The organism is Micromonospora sp. NPDC048905, from assembly GCF_040649655.1.
In the GTDB taxonomy this organism is placed as follows: domain Bacteria; phylum Actinomycetota; class Actinomycetes; order Mycobacteriales; family Micromonosporaceae; genus Micromonospora.
The window spans coordinates 264,157-281,468 of the sequence record NZ_JBEZFV010000005.1 but is presented as its reverse complement, the minus strand read 5'-3'; the positions used below and the strand labels follow the sequence as shown (position 1 = coordinate 281,468).

16 protein-coding genes are annotated in these 17,312 nt (G+C 72.9%); 6 read left to right on the top strand and 10 right to left on the bottom strand.

Going from position 1 to position 17,312, the window contains the following annotated elements:
- Nucleotides 1-73 precede the first annotated feature (73 nt).
- Both AB0C01_RS15835 and AB0C01_RS15830 read left to right on the top strand, forming a co-directional pair.
- Nucleotides 74-943: a DUF4397 domain-containing protein gene (locus tag AB0C01_RS15835; RefSeq protein ID WP_357250939.1), complete on the top strand. Its 870-nt coding sequence runs from the start codon at nt 74-76 to the stop codon at nt 941-943.
- Nucleotides 913-1,617: a class F sortase gene (locus tag AB0C01_RS15830; protein ID WP_357250936.1), complete on the top strand. Its 705-nt coding sequence runs from the start codon at nt 913-915 to the stop codon at nt 1,615-1,617. The genes AB0C01_RS15835 and AB0C01_RS15830 overlap by 31 nt, the downstream gene beginning before the upstream one ends.
- 151 nt (nt 1,618-1,768) lie before the next feature.
- Here the strand turns inward: AB0C01_RS15830 and AB0C01_RS15825 are convergent, their stop codons facing one another.
- The 5 genes from AB0C01_RS15825 to AB0C01_RS15805 form a co-directional block, all read right to left on the bottom strand.
- Nucleotides 1,769-2,119 (bottom strand): DUF2203 domain-containing protein, encoded by a 351-nt coding sequence (locus AB0C01_RS15825; protein WP_357250933.1) that lies wholly within the window; start codon nt 2,117-2,119, stop codon nt 1,769-1,771.
- 112 nt (nt 2,120-2,231) lie between these two features.
- Nucleotides 2,232-3,050, bottom strand: coding sequence for a pyrroline-5-carboxylate reductase (gene proC, locus AB0C01_RS15820; RefSeq protein WP_357250930.1), 819 nt, complete (start codon nt 3,048-3,050; stop codon nt 2,232-2,234).
- 117 nt (nt 3,051-3,167) lie between these two features.
- Nucleotides 3,168-4,196 carry a 6-phosphofructokinase gene (locus tag AB0C01_RS15815; protein ID WP_357251422.1) on the bottom strand — a complete coding sequence of 343 codons (1,029 nt, stop codon included), beginning with the start codon at nt 4,194-4,196 and terminating at the stop codon, nt 3,168-3,170.
- 171 nt (nt 4,197-4,367) lie between these two features.
- Nucleotides 4,368-4,871: a pyridoxamine 5'-phosphate oxidase family protein gene (locus AB0C01_RS15810; RefSeq protein ID WP_357250927.1), complete on the bottom strand. Its 504-nt coding sequence runs from the start codon at nt 4,869-4,871 to the stop codon at nt 4,368-4,370.
- Nucleotides 4,872-4,960: 89 nt separating this feature from the next.
- A complete protein-coding gene (locus AB0C01_RS15805) occupies nt 4,961-5,464 on the bottom strand; it encodes a polyadenylate-specific 3'-exoribonuclease AS (protein WP_357245169.1) in 504 nt (167 codons plus the stop codon).
- Between the two features lie 270 nt (nt 5,465-5,734).
- On the opposite strand from AB0C01_RS15805, the gene AB0C01_RS15800 reads away from it, so the two are divergent.
- Complete coding sequence (locus AB0C01_RS15800; RefSeq protein ID WP_007463121.1) at nt 5,735-6,427, top strand: Crp/Fnr family transcriptional regulator; 693 nt, start codon at nt 5,735-5,737, stop codon at nt 6,425-6,427.
- A gap of 73 nt (nt 6,428-6,500) precedes the next feature.
- Here AB0C01_RS15800 and AB0C01_RS15795 read toward each other — a convergent pair whose 3' ends face one another.
- Nucleotides 6,501-6,698, bottom strand: a complete 198-nt coding sequence (locus AB0C01_RS15795; protein ID WP_357245167.1) for a hypothetical protein — start codon at nt 6,696-6,698, stop codon at nt 6,501-6,503.
- 139 nt (nt 6,699-6,837) lie between these two features.
- On the opposite strand from AB0C01_RS15795, the gene AB0C01_RS15790 reads away from it, so the two are divergent.
- The 3 genes from AB0C01_RS15790 (at nt 6,838) to AB0C01_RS15780 (ending at nt 13,148) form a co-directional block, all read left to right on the top strand.
- Nucleotides 6,838-10,386, top strand: a complete 3,549-nt coding sequence (locus AB0C01_RS15790; protein WP_357245216.1) for an adenylate/guanylate cyclase domain-containing protein — start codon at nt 6,838-6,840, stop codon at nt 10,384-10,386.
- A 225-nt stretch (nt 10,387-10,611) separates the two neighbouring features.
- Complete coding sequence (locus AB0C01_RS15785) at nt 10,612-11,463, top strand: DUF308 domain-containing protein (protein ID WP_357245165.1); 852 nt, start codon at nt 10,612-10,614, stop codon at nt 11,461-11,463.
- A gap of 158 nt (nt 11,464-11,621) precedes the next feature.
- Nucleotides 11,622-13,148, top strand: a complete 1,527-nt coding sequence (locus tag AB0C01_RS15780; RefSeq protein WP_357245163.1) for a trehalose-6-phosphate synthase — start codon at nt 11,622-11,624, stop codon at nt 13,146-13,148.
- A gap of 76 nt (nt 13,149-13,224) precedes the next feature.
- Here the strand turns inward: AB0C01_RS15780 and AB0C01_RS15775 are convergent, their stop codons facing one another.
- The 4 genes from AB0C01_RS15775 to AB0C01_RS15760 form a co-directional block, all read right to left on the bottom strand.
- Nucleotides 13,225-14,052: an alpha/beta fold hydrolase gene (locus tag AB0C01_RS15775; protein WP_357245161.1), complete on the bottom strand. Its 828-nt coding sequence runs from the start codon at nt 14,050-14,052 to the stop codon at nt 13,225-13,227.
- An 18-nt stretch (nt 14,053-14,070) separates the two neighbouring features.
- A complete protein-coding gene (locus AB0C01_RS15770) occupies nt 14,071-15,477 on the bottom strand; it encodes an NAD(P)-binding domain-containing protein (RefSeq protein ID WP_357571464.1) in 1,407 nt (468 codons plus the stop codon).
- Between the two features lie 116 nt (nt 15,478-15,593).
- Entirely contained in the window at nt 15,594-16,301 is a 708-nt protein-coding gene (locus tag AB0C01_RS15765; protein ID WP_357571557.1) for an endonuclease/exonuclease/phosphatase family protein, read from the bottom strand.
- A complete protein-coding gene (locus tag AB0C01_RS15760; protein WP_357245157.1) occupies nt 16,298-17,245 on the bottom strand; it encodes an ROK family glucokinase in 948 nt (315 codons plus the stop codon). Before AB0C01_RS15760 ends, AB0C01_RS15765 begins: the two co-directional genes overlap by 4 nt.
- Nucleotides 17,246-17,312 lie beyond the last annotated feature (67 nt).

Below are 17,312 nucleotides of genomic sequence, written 5' to 3'. Positions count from 1 at the left end.
CGTTGCAGTCCCGCACACGGGACCCTGTTCTCTGGGTTGCCGCCCGCTCACCAAACGTGCTCCCGGAGGCGAGATGCTCACGCTCCGTACCGCCCCCCGCCGGCTGCTGGCCGGCTCCGGCGCTCTTCTGCTCAGCACCGCCCTCGCCGCAGCCGGCACGCCGATGCCGGCCAGCGCCGCGACCGGTGCGGACACCGTCGGCTACGTCCGGCTCGCCCACCTCTCCCCGGACACCCCGGCCGTCGACGTCTACCTGGCCGCGCCGGGCGCCGCGAAACCGCGGGTCTTCCCCGGGGTCGGCTACGGCGTGGTCTCCGACTACTTCGAGCTGGCGCCCGGCCGGTACGCGGTGGCGATGCGGGAGGCCGGCGCTCCCGCCACCGAACCCGCGGTGCTCACCACCGAAGTCGCGGTCACCAGCGGTGACGCGTACACCGTGGCCGGTGTCGGCCGACACGCGGACCTGGGCCTGCGGGTGCTCAACGACGACCTCAGCGCGCCCACGCAGGGCCGCGCCAAGGTGCGTGTCGTGCAGGCTTCCGTGCGTACCCCGGTGCTGGACGTCGCCGCCGCGGACGGCCCGGTGATCGCCAACGACGTGCAGTTCGCCTCCACGACCGAGTATGAGCAGGTCGAGCCGGGCAGTTGGCGGCTGCGGCTGGCGGGTGCCGACGGGCCGAGCACCAACGCCGAGGTGCGGCTCACCGGCGGCGCGGTCTACTCGCTGCTGGTGCTCGACGCGAAGCAGGGCGGGCTCACCGCCGAGCTGCGCCGCGACGCCGAGGGCGGCACCGTCGTTCCCGCCGGCGGGGTGGACACCGGCGCCGGCGGCACCGCCAGCAACGGGCTCGGCGCGTACCCCCTGGTGGCCGGCGGGTTGGCCGCGGCGGCCGTCGCGGTGACCCTGCTGCTGTGGCGCCGGCGGCGGCGCACCACCTGGTGACCACCCGGGCCGATCCGTCGATCCGGCGGCATCGTGACCGCCGGATACTGCCGGCCGCGCTGGTCGCGGCCGGCGCGGCGGTCTGCCTGACCGCCGGCGCCGGCATCGGGCTGGCCGACGCCGACCCGCCGCCCCCGGCGGCGACCTGGCACCCCGGCTGCACCGACGAGTGCCCACCGACGGCCGCCGCGCCCGCGCCACACGGTCCACCCACGCGGGTACGCGTACCGCGCATCGGTGTCGACTCCACCCTCACCGTGCTCGGCCTGGACCAGGCCGGTGCGCTGATCCCGCCGAGTGACTTCGGCACCGCCGGCTGGTACGGCGGCGGCCCGGCCCCGGGCGACACCGGGCCGGCAGTGCTCGCCGGGCACCTGGACTCGCGGAGCGGACCGGCGGTGTTCGCCCGGCTCGGTGAGCTGCGCCCCGGTGACCGCGTCGAGGTGTGGCGCGGCGGGCAGCGGCTGCCGTTCCGGGTGACCGGCTCGCTGCGGACCCGCAAGGACCACTTCCCGACGGAGGCGGTCTACGGGCCGACGCCCGGCGCGGAGCTGCGGCTGGTCACCTGCGGGGGTGACTTCGACCGGCGGAGCGGGCACTACCGCGACAACGTCGTGGTGTTCGCGGTGACCGAGGCCGCCAGCCCGGTACTGCCGGACTCCGCCGCAGGCTGACCACACGGCCTGACGCCCGCGCACGCCCCGACGCCCGCCGTGCGGCTTGATCAACTCGGTTTCCCGGAAGTCGCGGTGTCCGGCGCGCCCTGATGCCGCGACTTTCAGAACCCCGAGTGGATCAAGCGCTCGACCCAGCGTGACGGCCGGGTCAGAGCGGGCGGCGGCCGGCGAAGCCGCACTCGGCGCGGTGGTACCAGCGCACGTCGGAGTCGCCCTCCAGCCAGCACCAGAGCACGGCGCGGCCGGCGCGTTCGCCGGGAAAGTCAAGCAGGACCGGGGCGATGCCCTTGACCTGGATGTCGTGCTGGTGCAGCTCGTCGACGACTGCGTGCAGTCGAGCTTCCAGCCCCTTGACCTCGGCCAGCCCGCCGAGCGCGCTCACGCCGTGGTCGGCCAGGTCGACTTGCAGCTCAGCCAGGTCGGCCCGGACCCGGATCAACTCGTCGACGCGCGGCTGCAGGGTGGCCACCAGGTGCCGGGCCTGGGCAAGTGTGAACACCGGGCCAGTATGCGGCACACACGGCCCCATGACGCACCCCGAGGGCCACCGGCGCAGAACGGTGAGCGCTCCACGGGCGGAGACGGACCAACCGGACAGCGGCGCGCGACGGTCAGTCGGCCTGGGCGGCCAGCTCCCGGGCACGGTCCCGGGCGGCCTCCAGCGCGGCGAGCAGCGCCGCCCGTACGCCGTGCTTCTCCAACTCGCGGATCGCGGAGATGGTGGTGCCGGCCGGCGAGGTGACCGCCTCGCGCAGCTTGACCGGGTGTTCCCCGGAGTCCCGCAACATCACCGCGGAGCCGATGGCGGTCTGCACGATGAGTTCGTGCGCCACCTGCCGGGGCAGCCCGAGCAGGATTCCCGCGTCGATCATGGCCTCGACGAGCAGGTAGAAGTAGGCCGGCCCGGAGCCGGACAGCGCCGTGACGGCGTCCTGCTGTGACTCGGGCACCCGGATCGTCTGGCCGAGGGGCTTGAACATCTCCTCGGCCAACGCCAGGTGCGCCCCGGTGGCGTGCGCGCCCGCCGAGATCGCCGTCATCGCCTCGTCGACGAGCGCGGGGGTGTTGGTCATCACCCGGACCACCGGGGTGCCGTCGGGCAGCCGGCGGTTGAAGAAGCTGGTGGGCAGGCCGGCGCAGAGCGAGATGACGAGCTTGTCGGCCGGCACCTTGGGGCCGATCTCGTCGAGCAGCGCGGCGGCGTCCTGCGGTTTCACGGAGACCGCGAGCACCGCCGCCTCGTCCACCGCGGTCAGGTTGTCGACGACCCGTACGCCGTAGCGGGCGGTCAACTCCTCGGCGCGGGCCGGCCGGCGGGCGGTGGCCAGCAGCCGGTCCACCGGCCATCCCGAGCGCAGCAGCCCGGAGAGCATCAGCTCACCGATCTTGCCCGCGCCAATGACCGCGACCGTGTGCACCCCGGCGGACATGTCGGCCGTACCCCCTCGCGTCGCGCTGCGGCGCAGCGGGCCGCGAGCCCGGTACGCCGTCGAACGTCTGGTCGCGGCACGGCGGACCCGCGGGCCCGCCGTGCCGTCAACCGTCGATCAGCTGCCGAAGAAGACCTCGGCCTCGACGTACCGCTCCAGCGGCACGGTCTTCAGCTCGCGGGTGGCCTCGGCGAGGGGCACCCGGACGATATCGGTGCTCTGCATCGCGACCATCTTGCCCCAGTCGCCGTCGTTGACCGCGTCGATGGCCTGCAGACCCAGGCGGGTGGCGAGCACCCGGTCGAAGGCGGTCGGGGTGCCACCGCGCTGGATGTGACCCAGCACCACGGTGCGGGCCTCCTTGCCGGTCTTGGCCTCCAGCTGCTCGGCGAGCCACTGGCCGATGCCGCCGAGGCGGACGTGGCCGAACGAGTCCAGCTCCTGGTTGGCGAGGACCATCTGGCCGTCCAGCGGCTGGGCGCCCTCGGCGACCACGACGATGGGGGCGTACTGGTGCTGGAAGCGCTTCTCGACGTAGCCGGCCACCTGGTCGACGTCGAACTGCCGCTCGGGCAGCAGGATCACGTTGGCGCCGCCGGCCAGGCCGGCGTGCAGGGCGATCCAGCCGGCGTGCCGGCCCATGACCTCGACGACCAGGGTGCGGTGGTGGCTCTCCGCGGTGGTGTGCAGCCGGTCGATGGCCTCCATCGCGATGTTGACCGCGGTGTCGAAGCCGAAGGTGTAGTCGGTGGCGCCGAGGTCGTTGTCGATCGTCTTCGGCACGCCGACCACGTGCACGCCCAGCTCGTAGAGCTTGGTGGCCACGCCGAGGGTGTCCTCGCCGCCGATCGCGATCAGCGCGTCGACACCCTGGGCGGCGAGGTTGTCCTTGATCCGCTCGACGCCGTTCTCGATCTTGAACGGGTTGGTCCGGGACGAGCCGAGGATGGTGCCGCCGCGGGGCAGGATGCCGCGGACGTCCGCGATGCCGAGGGGCCGGGACAGACCCTCCAGCGGGCCCTTCCAGCCGTCCCGGAAGCCCACGAACTCGTGACCGTAGGTGGCGACGCCCTTGCGGACCACCGCCCGGATGACCGCGTTGAGACCGGGGCAGTCGCCGCCGCCGGTGAGCACGCCGATACGCATGATCCGCTCATCCTCCTGGAGCATCAGGTAAAGCCCGAATTGCCCCAGGATATGTGTCAGATCAGACCATCGGCGCCGTTGCCGGCCCGGGGCGGGCCGTCACTGCGCACTGTAGTCGGCCCGCCGGTACGACGACAGCGCGCCCCGGGGCGGCGGGCCGACGAGCGCTGCTCAGAACGTCACCTCGTGGTTCTCCCCGGCCTTCGGAGGCCGCCCGGTGACGGCGGCCTTCGCGAAGCCGAGCAGGTTGACCACGGCGCTGTTCGCTGGGTCCCAGTACTCGGCGGAGCTGGCGTGCACCTTGATCAAGGTGAGTCCCGGGGTGTCCAGCCCATCGGGAAACCACGCCTTGAGCAGCGGGTTCCACAGCCGCTCGGCGCGCTCCCGGTCGAACCCCTCGGTGGCGGTGCCGGAGATCGACACCCAGGCGTTGTGCTTCTGGTCGGAGAAGGCGACGTTGACCTCCGGGTTGACCCGGAGCTGGCGGACCTTGGCGGACTCGGCGGAGGCGAAGAACCACAGCTCGCCGTCGAACTCGGCCTCCTGGAGCCCCATCGGCCGGCTCACCTGCCGCCCGTCCAGAGCGGTCGTGGTGAGCATGCAGATCCGCGCCGCCCGGGCCAGCTCGGTGACCCGGACCCGAGCCTCGGCGGCGCTGGTCGGCTGGTTGCTCATGGCACTCTCCCTCGGATCGGCTGGTCGAACCGATGCCCGGGACAGAACCGGTCAAACCTACGACGGTACGACCGCCGCTCGGCGGATCGTCATCGCCCGCCAGAGGTCATCGCCCGCCAGCGGGCCAGGTTGTGCCGAGCGTCGACCAGAGCGTCGTGCCGGGCCGCGTCCGCGTCCGGCAGCGTGGGCCGACCACGGTCGTCCCAGAGCTGCCGCAGCTCCTTGGTGTACCGGGGGATCTCCCGGGGCAGCGCCGGCATCGCACCCCAGAGCTGGGCGAGCACCACATGGTCGTACGCGGCGAACCAGGCCCACAGCTCCAACTGCTCCCCCGGCCGGTCCCGGATGGGCTCGACCAGGAAGTCGAACAGGTCGTCGCGGATGCGCTCGCGCGACCGCCAGGCCCGGTCCGCCGGGGACGGCAGTTTGTCCAGTACGTTGCGCCGGACCCAGGGCACGGCACGGGAGTCGTCGAACTCCGTGGAGACCGCGTAGAACTCGCGGCCGTACTCGTCGACGACACCGATCGAGACGAGGTCGACGGTGGTGCCGTCCTCGATGAACTCGCAGTCGTAGAAATAGCGGTAGACCATTCCGGCCATCCTCGCCCACGGCCGCCCGGCCCCGCCCGGCGGGGGCCGCCGCACCGCTGGTGACGGGCCTGAGCGGCACTTCCATGACGGTACGCCGCAGCTCGCGACGGTCACGGAAGTGCTTCGAGGGGTGTACAGCAAGCGACCGGACCGTCATGATCTGATGTGTACCGCTACCGGATGCCGAATCGGTGTCAGTTCACCTTGTCAGGGCCATCAGGTTCACCCGGTGAGCGAGTGTGTGGTCCATGACCGGGGAGGGGTTGGGCCGTGGAGATGCGCCTGCCGGAGCCGGGTGACGCGCTCACGGGTGTCGAGATGTTCGCTGGTCTGGAGCCCGAGGTGCGGCAGCGTGTCATCGCCGCCGCCGTTCCGCGTACCTACCGCAAGGGCCAGTTGCTCTTCGTGGAGAACGACCCGGGCGAGTCGCTCATCGTGTTGCGCCGCGGCGCGGTGGCCGTCTTCCGCACCGCACCCACGGGTGAGCGGGCCGTGCTGTCGGTGATCCGTCCACCGGACGTGCTCGGCGAGGTCTCCCTGCTCGACGCGTCCACCCGGTCCGCCTCGGCCGAGGCCATCGAGGACTGCGCGGCGCTCGCCCTCTCGCGGGGCGCGTTCATGGAGCTGGTGCACTCCAACCCGCGCATCCTGGACGCGGTGATGCGCTCGCTGGGCGGGCTGATCCGCCGGCTGACCGAGCAGAACGCCGACCACGTCTTCCTCGACCTGCCAGGTCGGGTCGCCAAGACGCTTGTGCGGTTGGCCGGCGAGAGCCAGGCACCGATGATCACGATCGAGCTCAACCAGAGTCAACTGGCCGAGATGGCAGGTGGCTCCCGGCAGAGCGTCAACCAGGCGATCGGTTCGTTCGCCAGCCGCGGCTGGCTGCGTACGGAGGGGCGTCGGATCGTGGTGACCGACGTGGCCGCGCTGCGCCGCCGCGCCGGCATGAACGACCGCTGACACCGCACGAACAACACGAAACGGCCGGGTCGCCAGTGGGCGACCCGGCCGTTTCGGCGTCATCGGTGTGGGGTCACACCCCGGAGCTGCCCGGCCCGGCCCACTTGTCCGGGCCCTTGCCGTCGCCACCCGGGCCGTGCACCGGCTCGCTGACGATGCCCTCGGCCTGCAGCGTGGCGAGCGTGGCGGCGTCGACGTCCACCGAGTCGCCCGCGGAGTGGCTGACCCCGTTGCCGTCGGTCCAGTCGCTCTCCAACTTGACGTACACCATTGACCTGTCCCCCTTGGTCCCTGCTCGATATCTGGCCGCCTGAATCTAGTCGGTCGGCACCGTCGGTGACTGTCCACAAGCCAACAGGCCGGTACCTGACATCGGCCGCAGGGGGCGATAATTCCGGTCAGGGGACGCCATCGGCGTCGACCCGCTCGTCTCCTGGGGGGATGTCATCGCCGCGCAGTGTGGACGCTGTGGACGCACGGCCGCCGACGGGGACCGCTTCTGCGGTGGCTGCGGCGCCGAGTTGGGCGCCGTGTGTCCGCACTGCCTGCGCCCACTCGCCGCGGACGTCACCTTCTGCACGTCCTGCGGGTCGCCCCGACCGGGCGCGGACCGACCGGCCGCGGTCACCCCGCAGGAGGACCGCCGCCGGGTGAGCGTGCTCTTCGTGGACCTGATCGACTTCACGCCGTACGTCGAGCGCACCGACCCGGAGCAGGTCCGTGGCATGCAGACCGGGTTCTTCTCCGCCGCCCGCCGCGTGGTCGGCCAGTACGGCGGGGTGGTGGAGAAATACATCGGGGACGCGGTGATGGCGCTCTTCGGTGCCCCGATCGCCACCGAGACCGACGCGCTGCGCTGCGTACGGGCCGGTCTGGAACTGCAACGGGTGCTCACCCGGTTCGCGCCGACCGGCAGCGCCGAGTTGCGGTTCCGGGTCGGGGTGGCCACCGGCGAGGCGCTCGTCGACGTGGCCGCCGCGCGCGACGGCGGACAGGCCATCGTGGCCGGCGACGTGGTGAACACGGCCTCCCGGATGCAGTCGGTCGCGCCACCCGGCGGGGTGTTGGTCTGCGGCAGCACCCACGCGCTCACCAAGGACGCGATCCGCTACGAGGAGCAGCCCCCGGTCACCCTGCGCGGCCGGTCGTCGCCGACCGAGGTGTGGCTCGCCCTGTCCCCGCTGCGTCGCCAACCCACCGACCGGGAGCCGGACACCACACCGCTGGTCGATCGGGAACACGAGCTGGGGATGCTCGTCAACGCCCTGCACCGGTCGCTGCGTGACCGGCGACCGCAGGTGGTCACCATCTTCGGCCGGGCCGGCATCGGCAAGAGCCGGCTGTTGCGGGAGCTCTACCGGCACACCGGCCGGCTGGTCGACGAGCCGCTGACCTGGCGTACCGGGCGCTGCCCGCCGTTCGGGGAGAACGTCACCTTCGCCGCGCTCGCCGACATCGTGAAGTCCGAGGCCGGCATCCTCGACACCGACCCGGCGACGAGCGCCGCACAACGGCTCGCCGCCGCCGTGGGCGAGTTGATCGGCCCGGGCGAACGGGACCGGGTGGTGGACGCGCTGCGCCCGCTGGTCGGTCTGCCCGGCACGCCGTTGCCGGCCGAGGAGGCGGAGTCGGCGTGGCGTCGCTTCCTGCTGGCGCTGGCAGCCCAGCGGCCCACCGTGCTGGTCTTCGAGGACCTGCACTGGGCCGACGACGCGATGCTGCGTTTCGTGGAGCTGCTCGGGGCGGCGGCCCGCGACGTGCCGCTGCTGCTGCTCTGCACCGCCCGCCCGGAGCTTGTCGATCGGGACCCGAGCTGGGCCGGGACGATCACCGGCTCGGTGACGATCACCCTGCCGCCACTGCGCGACACCGGCATCGCCGCCCTGTACGCGCACCTGTTCGGCCAGGCGGCGTTCTCCGCCGACATGCTGTCCCCGCTGATCGAGGTGGCCGGCGGCAACCCGCTCTACGCGCACGAGTACGTCCGGATGCTGATCGAGCAGGGGGCGCTGCGCCAGTCGGGGCGGGGGTGGTCGCTGGACAAGCAGCTTGAGCTGGCCATGCCGGAGAGCGTGCACGCGGTGATCGCCAACCGGGTGGACCTGCTGGACGCCAAGGACCGCGCGGTGCTGCTGGCCGCGTCGGTGGTCGGGGTGCAGTTCTGGCCCGGCGCGGTCGCCACCGCGCTCGGGCAACAGGTCGAGTCGGTCGAGCGGTCGCTGCGCCGACTCGAACAACGCGACTTCGTGCACGAGCAGGCCGCGTCGACGATGGCCGGGCAGGCGGAGTTCCGGTTCCGCCACGTGCTGGTCCGCGACGTCTGCTACCAGCGGTTGCCGCGCACCGAGCGGGTGGCCCGGCACGAGCGCGCCGCCGACTGGCTCGACGCGCTGTCGCACTCCCGCGACACCGACCTGGCCGAGGTGCTCGCCCACCACCGTTGGGCGGCGCACGAGATCGCCCGCTCGCTGGGCATGCAGGTGCGGCGCTACGCCGGGCCGGCGCGGCAGGCACTGCACCGGGCCGCCCGGCGGGCGTACGCGCTGCACGGGTTGGACGCGGCGGCCAGCCACGCGGGCCGGGCACTCGGCCTGGCCGACGACAGCGACCCCGTGGGCCGGCTCCAGTTGGAGCTGCTGAGCACGGAGATCTCGTTCTACCGCGACGGCAACGCGTTCCTCTCCGGCGGCGGGCCCGAGCAGGTGCACACGCTCGCCGACCAACTGCTGTCGCACGGCGACAACGCCTGCGCCGCGCGGGCGTGGACGCTGCTCGGTCAGGCCGCCTGGCTGCGGGCCGACCGCGGCGACGCGTTGGCCTGCCTGGACCGCGCGGTGCAGCTGTTCGAACCCCTACCGGACACCCCGCAGAAGGCGGACGCGTACGCCGAGATGGGCCGGCTGCACATGCTCAACTACGAGCGGGACCCGGCCGTGTCAGCGGCGGACACGGCGGCGGAGATCGCCGAGCAGTTGGGCCTGACCGAGACCCGCACCAACGCCCGGATCACCGCGGCCACCGCCCGTTACCAGTCCGGGGACCGGGTCGGCCTGGACGAGCTGCACGCGATCGTCGAGTTCGCCCGGGCCGGTCAACTGCTGGCGCTGCCCCGGGCCACCCAGAACCTCGCCTGGGCGATCCGGGAGGAGGGCGACTGGCTGCGGTCCAATGCCCTGCTCTCGGCCGCGCCGGCGCGGACCGCCAGCGGTCAGACCCTGACCACCAGTTACTCGGCGGAGGCGATGCGCGCCTGGTTCGACGGCGACTTCGGCCGGCTCCTGGCAGCGGCGGAGGCGTTCGTGGACACGCCCACCGGGAGCTGGGACATGCAGGTACGCGGGTTGCGCTGCTGTCTGCTGGTGCTGCGCGACGACGACGACCCGGCCGACCTGACCGACGCGTTGGACACCGCGCGGCGCAGCGGGTTCCACCGGCTGCTCTGGACGATGTTGAGCATGGCCGCGTTGTGCCGGGGATTGCAGGGGCGCGACGCCGAGGCGGCGGAGCTGATCGAGGAGCTGGACGCGAGCTGGTCGGCGGTGCCGGCGCTGGCCAGCGGGGAGTGGATCGCCGCGGCCGCGTACGCCGCCGCCCTGAGTGGTCGGAGCGCGGCGGTGCGGGTCCGCACGATGCTGGGCCGGGTCGGGCACCGCACGCCCTGGTCCGAGGCGGCGTTGCGGACCGTCACGGCGGCCCTGGCCGCCGCGGACGGCGACCACCGGCGCTCCGCCGAGCTGCACCTGGCCGCCGCCGAGACCTACGGGCGGATCCCGGACGTCAGCGACCAGGTGTTGGCGCTCGCGCTCGCGGCGGCGGAGCTGACCCGCGCCGGCGACCGGACCGGCGCGCGGGCGACCCGCGCGGAGGTACGCACCTTCGCGCTGCGCAACGACGCCCCCGGCCTACTGGCGCTCGCGGGCCGGCCGATCAGCCCGACCGGGCCCGCGGTGGCCTGCTGAGCGGGAGGCCCATCCGGTCCCCGAATGCCGACGATCACCGAGATGGCGCTGGTCGCGCAAGAACGGACATAGAACCCCGGTCGCGACCTGCGGCGGCAGTCGTGACTTTGGAAGACGCGACACAACGCACTCCCGGAACGGTGCCCGGACGTGTCACGATTCAGAGCACGGCGTGCGGACGGGCGTCGAGGGTCGCGCCGCGAGGCGCTTAAGGGGGATGTCCGGGTGTCAGCGGGTGGTGCCCGCCGGGGACGGCGGGACAACGGGCTCGACGCGAACGAGTACGCCGTCGTCGGCGACGTCGATCCGCGCGTCGGCGAGCACCTGCTCGACGTGCTGGCCGCCGGCGGGATCGCCGCCTACCTGCAGCCCTCGGCCGACCTCAACCCGGTCACCCGCACCACCACCGTCCCGGCCCGACCGGTCGACCGGCTCTACGTCGACCGCTCACACCTGACCACCGCCCGGGACTATCTGACCCAGCTCGCCGACGAGAGCAGCCCGGAGCAGCCGCCCGCACGCGACGAACCGGACATCGATGCCGAGTGGGCGCGGATCGTGGCCGGCTTCCACACCTCCTCCGCCGTCGGCGACCGCCCGTGGCCGGCCTCGGAGGACGTGGACGAGCGGGAGGCGCGCGACGAGCCGACCGCCGGCCCGCTGGCCCGCTCGGGGACCGACGAGCCCGGTCCGACCGCCACCGACACCCGTCGGCTTCCCTACGCCACCGACATCTCCGGGATCTCCGTGGGTCGCGGCACCCGGCCGGACGAGCCGTCGCTGCTGGACGGGCTGGACACCTTCGGGGCCGACCTGCCCGACGACGAGGACGACGAGGGTTACCACCCGCCCCCGCCGCCGCCGCTGCCCCGGGTCAGCAAGTACGCGGTGGTCGGTGTGCTCGGCGTGGTCGTCGGGTTCGTGCTCTTCCTCTTCCCGTCGCTGATTCCGGTGGACCGCTCGGCGGTCACCCTGTTCGGGTTCACCGGCATCCTTGCCGGTTTCGTCACGCTGATCTGGCGGCTGCGCCCTGGCGACGAGGACGACGACGACCCGGACAACGGCGCCGTCGTCTGATCCTGGCCCGCATCCCGGGACGGCGCCGACCCGCCGAGCGCGTAACAGTGGTGTAACTTACTGTCAGTAGGAATACCGCTGTACGTCACTTCCCCCGCTGACTGACCGGTTTTTCCTTGCTCGTGGCGGTCAGTCCTCTGCTGATCGGAATGCCCGAGATGCGACAGAGTTCTCTCGTGGTGGTGGCCAACCGCCTCCCCATCGACGACAGTCAGGCGCCCGACGGGGCCTGCGAGTGGCGGCGCAGCCCGGGTGGGCTGGTCAGCGCGCTGCACCCCCTGCTGCGACACACCCCGGCGACCTGGGTCGGTTGGGCCGGCGGCACCGGGCCTCCCCCCGCCCTACCGGACGTCGACGGCGTCCGGATGCACACCGTCGCGCTCAGCCCCGAAGACCTGCGCGACCACTACGAGGGGTTCGCCAACGCCACCCTCTGGCCGCTCTACCACGACGCCGTCGAGCAGCCGCAGCACCACCGGCGGTGGTGGGAGGCGTACCAGCGGGTCAACAAACGCTTCGCCGAGGCGACCGCCGAGGTGACCGAGCAGGGCGGCGTGGTCTGGGTGCAGGACTACCACCTGCAACTGGTTCCCGGTCTGCTGCGCGCGCTCCGTCCGGACCTACGCATCGGCTTCTTCCTGCACGTGCCGTTCCCACCGCCGGAGCTTTTCATGCAGTTGCCGCGCCGGGCCGAGTTGCTGCGCGGGATGCTCGGCGCCGACCTGGTCGGCTTCCAGCGGGTGCAGGCGGCGCACAACTTCGCCCAACTGGTGACGAGGGTGCTGGACCTGCCGGCCACCGACCGGCGGATCGGCATCGACGACCGGGTCGTCCGCATCGGCGCGTTCCCGGTCTCCATCGACACCGCCGAGATGGGCGCGCTCGCCGCCCGCCCGGACGTGGCCGCCCGAGCCCGCCGCCTACGCCAGGACCTCGGCGACCCCCGGCAGGTCATCCTCAGCGTCGACCGGATGGACTACACCAAGGGCATCGAGCAGCGCCTCAAGGCGTACAGCGAGCTGCTCGCCAGCGGCGACGTCAAGGTCCGCGACACGGTGTTGGTGCAGGTCGCGATGCCGAGCCGCGAGCGCGTCGGCCAGTACCAGATCCTGCGTGAGCGGATCGAGCGCGAGGTGGGCCGGATCAACGGCGAGTTCGGCCGCGTCGGCGAGCCGGCGATCCACTACCTCACCCAGCCCTTCGACCGGGCCGAGTTGGCCGCGCTCTACCGGGTCGCCGACGTGATGGCGGTGACCCCGCTGCGCGACGGGATGAACCTCGTCGCCAAGGAGTACGTGGCCGCCCGGGTGGACGACACGGGCGCCCTGCTGCTCAGCGAGTTCGCCGGCACCGCCGCCGAACTCTCCCAGGCGTACCTGGTCAACCCGCACGACCTGGAGGGGCTCAAGCAGGGCCTCTGTGCGGCGTTGCGGGCCGCACCGGCCGACACCACGCAACGGATGCGGGCCATGCGTGCGCACCTGGAGGAGCACGACATCCGGGCCTGGGCGCGCTCCTACCTGCACGCGCTGGACGAGCACGGTGCCCTGGTCAGTCGCCTGACCAGCAACGACACCTCTCCCAGCGACGCCAACCCGGACGCCGCCACCTCCACCGACGGTGCTCGGGTGCCACGACCCGCCACCCCCACCGCCGCCTCGACCACCCGACAGACCAGCGGCTGACCAGTCGGGGGCGTCGCCGAGCACGACCCACCCCGCCCGGACCGGCGACGCCCCAAGGCGGCGAGCGTCCGGGTGCTCAGCGCGCCGTGGGCTCCTTCTCCAGCCAGTCCAGGATCGCGTCGATCGGCTCCGCCCACCGCGCGTCCAGCATCAGGTCGTGGCCCATTCCGGGAAAGAGCAGCGGGGCCGAATCGTACCGACGGGCCACCCCGGTCAACGTCGACGCCGGCACCACCCGGTCATCCGGGCTGCCCAGCACCAGCACCGGCGGTGCGCCCACCGCCGGCTCGGCCTCCGGCTCGCCCAGCAGAGCCCACTGCGCCCGCCGGCCCGCCCGGCCGAGTCGCCCGACGTACCGCCGGGCCTCCTCGTCGGGCAACTCGCGGCTGAACAACTGCCCACGGTTGAGCCGCAACGGCCCACCGAACACCGCGGGCAACGTGCCCCCCGGGTTACGGCGCAGCGCCGCGCCCAGCACTCCCCAGCCGCCGAAGACCGGCGCCACCAGCACCGCGGCCCGCGCCGGATAGCGGGCCAACGCGTGCGCCACCACCAGGGCCCCGGCGCCGTGCCCCACCAGCACCGCCTGCCGCGGCAGGCTCGCGGCCACCTGGACCACGTCGTGCGCGTACGCGCGCAGTGTCGCCTCCGGCGCGGGCTCGCTGGCACCGTGCCCACGCAGGCTCACCGCGTACGCCGGGAAGCCCCGCGACGCCGCGTGACCCAGCCAGTGCTCGGCGAACGCCCACGCGCCGTGCCCGAACCCGGGGACGAAGAGCAGCGGGGGTCGCCCCTCCTCCGCTGCGGGGACGGCGCTGAGCACCTCCCGCCGGGCCGGTCGGACCGGACGCGACCACTCCCGACCCCGCATGATCCGCAGTTCAGTCACTGGTCTGCCTTCCATTCGCGGCTACCGGGCGGCTCACTTGCCCTCCAACTCGACCAGGGCGCGTTGGATGGCGCGCAGGTAGTCGGCGTGACCGACCTCGAACCAGTGCCGGCTGCTCTCCTTGACCGGCCCGGAGTACCGCTCCCCCGCCCGGTCCCGCACCCGCTGCGCGAACGCCGTGGCCCGTTCCGGCCGATCCCGGCGGGCCTGGAGCAGCCGGGCGAAGAGCACCGTCTGCCAGTGCGACAGGGTGAACAGTCCGGAGTCCGGCTGCACCAGGCCGGCGACCGCCAGCGTCGGGTGCCCCGGGGTGAACGCGTTGAGCCACAGCGTGGGTCGGCCCGCCCCGGCGCTGTCACCGAACACCGACGCGTCGAGGAACTCGAAGCGCGGCAGGTAACCGGTGGCGAAGACGACCACCTCGGGGTCGATCTCGCGGCCGTCGGACAGCTCCACGGCGTACGGGCGGAACCGGGCGACGTCCGGCACCGGGCCGATCCCGCCGTGGCCCACGTAGTAGACGAGCTGGCTGTTCGCGATCGGGTGCGTCTCGTACACCCGGTGGTCGGGCTTGGGCAGGCCGAAGCGGGTCAGGTCGCCGACGGTCAACCGCATCGTCCAGTGGTAGAGCCACTGCCGCACCCGCAGCGGCACGCGCAGCGCCAACAGGCTGTCGTTCACCTGGTCGGCGGGGCGGCCGAGCACGTACTTCGGGGCGTACCAGTAGCCGCGCCGGGTGGAGTGCCAGCACCGCGACGCCTGTTGGGCGGCCTCGACGGCGATGTCGCAGCCGGTGTTGCCGGCGCCGACCACCAGCACCCGCTTGCCGCGCAGCTGCGCCGGGTCCTTGTAGGACGAGGCGTGCATGATCTCGCCGCGGAACTCCTCCAGCCCTTCGTAGCGGGGCAGCTTCGGCGACCAGTTGTGGCCGTTGGCGATCACCACGGCGGCGTACCGGGAGGTGCGCTCCGGGCCGTACCCGCCGGTGGAGCGGGTGGTCACGTCCCACCGCTCACCCTCGGCGGGCTCGACCCGGACCACCTCGGTGCCGAACCAGATGTGCGAGCGCAGGTCGAAGTGGTCGGCGTAGCGCTCGAAGTACGACAGCAGCTGACTGTGGTGCGGGTAGTCCGGCCAGGAGTCCGGCATCGGGAAGTCCGGGAACTGGGTGAACGGCTTCGACGAGATCAGGTGGGTGCTGGCGTACACCGGGCTGCGGTCGTGCCGCCAGTTCCAGGCGCCGCCGACGCCCGTCTCCCGTTCGTAGCAGTCCACGCCGAACCCGTGCTCGCGCAGGTTCTTGATCGCCGTCAGGCCGCTGGCCCCGGCCCCGATGACGCAGACCGTGTCGCCCCGGTCGGAGACCGGGCGACCGTCGCCGCTGTGCGCGGACGAGGTCGCCTCCGGGTCGGGCCGGCCGTGGTCGGTGGAGGTGGACACCGGGACATCTCCTTTTGGTACGGCAGGCGTGCCGGTCGCCGCGAAATCCTCTCCACAACCGAGCCGGATGTCCAGTCCTGGAACGGACGCGTCGACGCTCGGACCGGGTCGGGCGGTCAGCCGGTGGTGGGCAGCAGCAGGTCGACCAGGACCGGGAAGTGGTCACTGGCCCGACGCGTCTGCGGGGTGTCCACCACGTCGTAGTCGACAACGGTGATCCGCGGGTCGACGAAGAGCGCGTCGATGCGGCGGCGCGGGTCGGCGCAGGAGTAGGTGAGCCGCTCGGCCCGGTCGGCTGCCACCGCGGCGTCGGTCAGCCCACGCGACACGGTGGCCCAGGCGGGTCCGTCCGGACCCTCGTTGAGGTCCGCCCCGGCCAGCACCGGGCTGGTCGCCGCGTCCAGGCCACGCTTGAACTCGGCGGCCTGGGAGGGCCGCTCGGCCGGGTCGGTGGACAGGTGCGACCCGGCCAGGGTGAACTGGGCGTCGGCAACCCGGCAGTCGGCGTACACGGCGCCGCGCAGGTGCCGACCGGGGGTGAGCGGGAAGCGTTGGCACCGGGTGCCCCGCACCTGTACCCGCAGGCTGGTCAGCAGCAGGTTGCCCAGCGCGGGCAGCCCACCGGCGACCACCACCAGGCCGAACGACTCGGCCAGCGTGGCGGACTTCTGCCGCCACCGGAACCGGCGCGGCCCCTCCTGCACGATCACCACGTCCGGGCGCGCCGCCCGGACGACCGCCGCCAGCGCGGCGGTGTCGTCGCGCTGGCTGTGGATGTTGTACGACACCACGCGCAGCGGCACACCCATCCCGGACCGCCTCAGATCCGGCGGGCCAGGTCGGCGGCGCCGATCACCCCGGCGCTGTTGCCCAGCTCCGCCGGGAGCACCTCGGCCACCGGCAGGCGACCGCGCTGGGCGAGCGCGTCGAGGTACGAGCGGCGGGTGGGGCCGAGCAGCAGGTCACCTGCGTCGATCACACCGCCGCCGACCACCAGGGTCTGCGGGTCGAGGATCTGCGCCATGTCGGCGAGGCTGGTGCCCAGCCATCGACCGATCTGCGCGAACGCCTCGGCGGAGACGGGGTCACCGCCCTGCGCGGCGGCGGTCACCATCGGGCCGGTGATCGCCTCGACCTCACCGCCGGCCAGGTCGAGCAGCGCGGTGGCCCGGGTGGGCTCCTGCCGGGCGCCGGCCCGGGCGAATCGCACCAGGGCGCTGCCACTGGCGTACTGCTCGATGCAGCCGAGCCGGCCGCAGCCGCACTGGTGCCCGTCCGGCACGGCCAGCATGTGGCCCAGCTCCGCGGCGATGCCGTGCGCGCCGCGCATGAGGTCACCGCCGAGGACGATGCCGCCGCCCACACCGGTGCCGATGGTGAACATGATCATGGAATCGTCGGCGTCGCGGGCCGCGCCGTAGCGGAACTCGGCCCAGGCGGCGACGTTTCCGTCGTTCTCCACGATCACGGGTAGGCCGACGGCCTCGCTGACGTACTCCCGCAGCGGTTCGTCCCGCCAGGCCAGGTTCGGAGCGAAGAGCACAGTCGAGCGGCTGGCGTCGATCCAACCGGCCGCGCCGATACCGACGGCCTCGATCGTCCGCCCGGCCGCCAGCTCGCCGACCAGCTCGATGATGACGTCGCGGGTCTTGCCGACGTCATCGGCGGGGGTGTCCCGTCGGGTCTGCACGAGCACCGTGCCGGTGTCGTCCACGACACCGCCAGCCACCTTCGTGCCACCGACGTCGACTCCGATGGTCAGCGTCACCGCTGCCGCTCCCCTCTACTGTCCGGCCCGGTCCCGGCGGCATGCCGGTCCGGGTCGGGATGTCCCG